The organism is Tardiphaga sp. (assembly GCF_028290785.1).
GTDB lineage: Bacteria > Pseudomonadota > Alphaproteobacteria > Rhizobiales > Xanthobacteraceae > Tardiphaga.
Window position 1 is genome coordinate 1 of the sequence record NZ_JAQGJD010000340.1, and the last position, 5,429, is coordinate 5,429.

3 protein-coding genes are annotated in these 5,429 nt (G+C 65.2%); 1 reads left to right on the top strand and 2 read right to left on the bottom strand.

What is annotated here, in order from left to right; translation table 11 throughout:
* Positions 1-597 (top strand): SDR family oxidoreductase (locus JWR89_RS21985; RefSeq protein ID WP_299720134.1); only part of this gene is annotated, 597 nt, incomplete at its 5' end.
* A 256-nt stretch (positions 598-853) separates the two neighbouring features.
* Here the strand turns inward: JWR89_RS21985 and ppc are convergent.
* Both ppc and JWR89_RS21995 read right to left on the bottom strand, forming a co-directional pair.
* A complete protein-coding gene (ppc, locus tag JWR89_RS21990) occupies positions 854-3,652 on the bottom strand; it encodes a phosphoenolpyruvate carboxylase (RefSeq protein WP_299720135.1) in 2,799 nt (932 codons plus the stop codon).
* Positions 3,653-3,894: 242 nt separating this feature from the next.
* A partial coding sequence (locus tag JWR89_RS21995) for an acyl-CoA synthetase (RefSeq protein ID WP_299720136.1) occupies positions 3,895-5,429 on the bottom strand: 1,535 nt, incomplete at its 5' end.

The window sequence follows — 5,429 nt, forward strand, 5'->3', positions numbered from 1 at the left end:
CGCATTTTTCACCGCATGAGCGTCGTCGATTTCGAGCTGGTGATCAAAGTGCATCTGCTCGGCAGCTTCTATGTCTCCCGTGCGGCAGCAACGCATTTCCGCGAACAGGAATCCGGTTCGTTCGTGCACTTCACCTCGACAAGCGGTCTCATCGGCAATTTCGGCCAGGCGAATTACGCCGCCGCGAAGATGGGCATTATCGGCCTGTCGAAGTCGATCGCGCTCGACATGCAGCGCTTCAACGTGCGCTCCAATTGCGTGTCGCCTTTTGCCTGGAGCCGGCTTATCGGCACCATTCCGGATGAGACCGAAGCCGAGAAGGCGCGTGTCGAGCGCATGCAGCGGATGGGGCCGGAGAAGATCGCACCATTGGTGGCGTTCCTGCTGTCGGATGCCGCCAAGGAAGTGTCGGGCCAGATCTTCGCCGCGCGCATGAACGAGATCTTCCTGATGGGCCAGTCGCGCCCGCTGCGCTCGGTCCATCGCGACGAAGGCTGGACCCCGCAGACCCTCGCCGAACACGGCATGCCGGCCCTGAAGCCGTCGTTCTACAAGCTCGATCGCTCGGCCGATATTTTCAGCTGGGATCCGGTTTAACGTCTTCGTAGGGCTTCTTTCCCTCCCCCCGCGTCTTCGCGGTGGGTCTGGCAGACGAATTCGTCCGCCACGGGTGGCCGCGCGTAGCGCGGTCGGGTGGGGGTGGTGCAACAAACGCTACGTCACGCGTGGCGCCCCCCACCCCGGCCTCCACTTCGGCGCTGCTGCGCATCGCCTCGTTCGGCCGACCCTCCCCACCGCAAGTGCGGGGGGAGGGATACCACGGGCGTCGTCGTGCCTCACACGCCGTTGGGCCTCACCCGCTGTTCCGCAGCCCCGCTGAAATGCCGTTGATGGTGAGCTGAATCCCGCGCAGCACCTGCTCGTCCTCGGCCTCGCCGCGATGCGCTTTGAGCAGTTCGACCTGCACGTGGTTGAGCGGATCGAGATAGGGGAAGCGGTTGCGGATCGAGCGGTCGAGCAGCGGGTTGCCCTGCAGCAGCCGGTCCTGGCCCATGATGTCCAGCAAGGTCTCGATGCAGGTGTGCCACTCCTGGCGGATGCGGCCGAAGATGGTTTCGCGCAGCGTCACATCCTGCACCAGTTCGGCATAGCGCGAAGCGATCGCGATCGAGCTCTTCGCCAGCACCATGTCCATGTTCGACAGCAGGGTGCGGAAGAACGGCCATTCGCGGTGCATCTCCTGCAGGAACGCCATTCCCTTGTCGGGATGTTCGACCAGCCAGGCTTCCACCGCGCTGCCAAAGCCGTACCAGCCGGGCAGCATCAGGCGACATTGCGCCCAGGAGAACACCCAGGGAATCGCGCGCAGGTCCTCGATGGCGCGCGTCTTCTTGCGCGAGGCCGGGCGGCTGCCGATGTTGAGTGTCGAGATCTCGGTGATAACCGTCGACTCCCAGAAGTAGTCGACGAAGCCATCGGTCTCGTAGACCAGGTTGCGGTAGGCCTTGAAGGCCAGCGCCGAGAGCTGCTCCATGGTCTCGAGATATTCCGGGCGCGGCGCGCTGTGCTTGGGCGACAGCAGGCTGGCTTCCAGCGTCGCGGCCGTCAGGATTTCCAGATTGTTGCGGCCGACTTCGGCATTGGAATATTTCGACGAGATGATCTCGCCCTGCTCGGTGATGCGGATCTGGCCGTCCACCGCGCCGCCGGGCTGCGCCAAAATGGCGTCGTAGCTCGGCCCGCCGCCGCGGCCGACCGAGCCGCCGCGGCCGTGGAACAGCCGCAGACGCACGTGGTGGCGTTCGAACACCTGCACCAGACCGATCTCGGCCTTGTACAATTCCCAGCCCGAGGTGACGAAGCCGCCATCCTTGTTGCTGTCGGAATAGCCGAGCATGACTTCCTGCACGCCGCCGCGGCTGTCCACCAGCTTGCGATAGTCGTGCAGCGACAGCAGCCGGTCCATGATCGCGGCGGAGGCCTGCAGATCTTCGATGGTCTCGAACAACGGCACGATGTTGATGCTGCTGCGGCCGGCGGAATCGACCAGGCCGACTTCCTTCAGCAGCAGCGCCACTTCGAGCATGTCAGAGACGCCCTTGCACATCGAGATGATGCAATGAGGAATCACGCGCGCGCCAAAACGGCGATGCGCGTCCGCCGCCTCGCGGAACAGCGCCAGTTCGCCGACGGTTTCGTCGCTGTACTTGACGAACAGCGACGACAGCGGCCGCATGCTGCGCAACTCGCCCGCCAGCAGCGCGATCCGCGCCTCCTCGTTCAGCGCCAGATAGGAGGTGCCGGGATTGGCGGCGTCCATCAGTTCGGCAATGGTGCGCTCGTGCACCGCGGAATTCTGCCGGATGTCGAGGCTGGCGAGATGAAAGCCGAAGCAATCCACCGCGCGACGCAACTGGCGCAGTCGGCCGCGGGCGATGACGCGGGAGTTGTTGGCAATCAGCGAGCGGTGGAGCACGTCGAGATCAGCCTTGAACTCCGGCGCGCTGGCATAGGGCGCGGCGTCGCCGACCGGCGCGCGGCTGGTATGCACGCCGAGCACCAGAGCGGTGGCGGCGAGCCGCGCATAGATGCCGGACACCGCGAGGCGATAGGGTTCGCCGGCGCGGTGCGGGGAAACGTCGGGCGAACGCTGCGCCAGCGTGCGCAGCTCGTCCGAGACATCCGCGAGATGGGCGGCGAGCGACAATTCCGAGCCCAGCACATGCAATTCGTCGAGGTAGTAGCGCATCGCGCGCGACGACTGCAGCGCCAGCGTGCCGCGCATCACCTCGGCGGTGACGAAGGGATTGCCGTCGCGGTCGCCGCCAATCCAGCTGCCCATGCGCAGGAACGAGCCGATGTCGCCATCGTCGGCGTGGTCCTCGGCGGCCAGTCGGTCTTCCAGCGCGCAATGCAGCCGCGGCACCTCGCGCAGGAAGGTATAGTCGTAGAACGACAGGCCGTTGGCGACCTCGTCGAGCACGGTCAGCTTGGTCCGGCGCAGCAGATTGGTCTGCCACAGCGTCAGCACCTCGCGGCGGAGCTGTTCCTCGGAGGCCTCGATCTCCTCGGCCGTGAACTGCATCCGTTCGCGCTGGTCGAGCAAAAAGGCAATTTCCATTTCGCGGTCGATGGTGCTCTTGCGGCGAACCTCGGTGGGGTGTGCGGTGAGTACCGGGCTGATCAGCGCCTGCCCAAAAAACCGCCGGAGTTCGGTCGCACCAATGCCGGCAGCGTGCGCCCGGGCAATCGCCCCGGCCAGCGTGCCCTCGGTCGCCGCGGCGGCGCCGGAGCGCTGTGCACGCATCCGGCGGATATTGTTCTGGTCCTCGGCGATATTGGCGAGGTGAGAGAAGTAGCTGAAGGCGCGGACGATGCGCACGGTCTCGGGCGTCGACATGCCGTCCAGAATGGTTTCCAGCTCGCGCCGCGCCAGCCGGTCTTCGTCGCGGTGGAAGCGGATCGAGGTCTGGCGTATCCGTTCGACGAGGTCGAACACCCCCTCGCCCTCCTGGTCGCGCACGGTATCGCCGAGGATGCGGCCCAGCAGCCGGATGTCCTCGCGCAGCCGCGCATCGGCTTCCAAAGCGGCGACGTCCTCGCCGCGGTTGGCAGGCGTCTCTGGGTCGGATGGCATGATCATGGATGACATGAGGACGCTCCAGAAAGTTGCCGGCTTTCCTGAGTCGCAATTTTTTGCGCTGCACGCAAGGTCAAGTTGCGGTCGCGGGGTGGCTGCGGGACGGTCAGGTCTCTCCGCAAGTCGTCCCCGCGAAGGCGGGGACCCATAACCTCCGAGCCCGTCATGGAAGAAGGCCGCCGCCACAGCGCCAAACATCACGACAGCGGGTATGGGTCCCCGCCTTCGCGGGGACGACGTGGAGAGGCCGGTGTCTAGATCACCCTGCCCGCCTTCGCCCAATAAGGATCGCGCAGCCTTCGCTTGAAGATCTTGCCGCTGTCTTCGCGCGGCAGGTTCGACTGAATCTCCATCTGCTTCGGCACCTTGTAATCCGCGAGCGCCTTCTTCAATTCCGTACGCACCGAGGCCAGGTCCAGCACCACGCCGGGCTGCGGTTCGATCACCGCCATCAGCGCTTCGCCGAATTCCTCGTCGGGAATGCCGAACACCGCGCAGTCGTGCACGCCGGGGACGGCATGCAGCGCGGATTCGATTTCGGCCGGGTAGATGTTGACGCCGCCGGAGATCACCATGTCGCGCTTGCGGTCACAGATGAAGACGTAGCCGTCGGCGTCGATATAGCCGACATCGCCCGAGGTGATGAAGCCGTCGCGCTCGATCTCGCCGCGCTTCTCCGGCTTGTTGTGGTAGGTGAAATCCGGATTGCCCGATATCCGCGAATAGATCTCGCCGATCTCGCCCTGCGGCAGGATATTGCCGTCGTCGTCGAGAAAGCGCAGCTCCGCACCATCAGCGATCTTGCCTACCGTGCCGGGCTTTTTCAGCGCATCCTCGGAATTGGCAAAGGTGACGGCGCCGGATTCGGTGGAGCCGTAGAACTCGTAGATCACCGGCCCCCACCAGTCGATCATGGCGCGCTTGACGTCTGCCGGGCACGGCGCCGCCGCGTGAATGATATGGCGCAGCGACGACATGTCGTATTTGGCGCGCACCTCCGCCGGCAGTTTCATCAGCCGGATGAACATGGTCGGCACCATGAAGATGGTGTCGATCTTCTCGTCCTGAACGATGCGCAAGAATTCTTCCGGCTCGAAGCGCGGCATCAGCACCAGCGCACCGCCGAGCCGGCCGCCGCGCAACGCGAAGGCATTCGGCGCGGAGTGGTACAGCGGGCCGGGCAGCAGCGCACGGGCGCCGGGCTTCAGGCCATAGACCCGCGCCCGCATCCGGTCGGCCGAGGCCGCCTGCTCCGGCGTCGGCGCAAAGCGGCGTACGCCCTTGGGATGGCCTGTCGTTCCCGAGGTGTAGATCATGTTGTGCGGCTGCGGCAGCACCGGACCGTCATAGGGGGCCTGCTGCTGCAGCCAGCTCTCCAGATCGATGGCGCCTTCCGGCGCGCCGGTCCGCACGGGATCGACCTTGTAATTCGCGATAATTTCCGGCGGCGTCGGCACGCTCAACGCGATGATGCTGGCCGGAATGGCGTCGCGTAGCTGATGCAGCATGTCGGCATGGGCGATCAGGACATTGCTGCCGGAATCCTTGATGACATAGGTGATCTCTTCCGGCTTGAAGTGCCAGTTCACCGGCACGCCATAGGCGCCGAGCTGCGCCACCGCATAGGCCGCTTCGAGAAACGCGATGTCGTTGCGCATCAGGATGCTGACGCTGTCGCCGGGCTTGACGCCGAGCCGCGACAGCCCGCCGGCGATGCGGCCCGCGCGCTCGGTGACTTCGCCAAAGCCGCGCCGACGATCGCCGCTGATGATGCCGTTGAAGAGGGTCG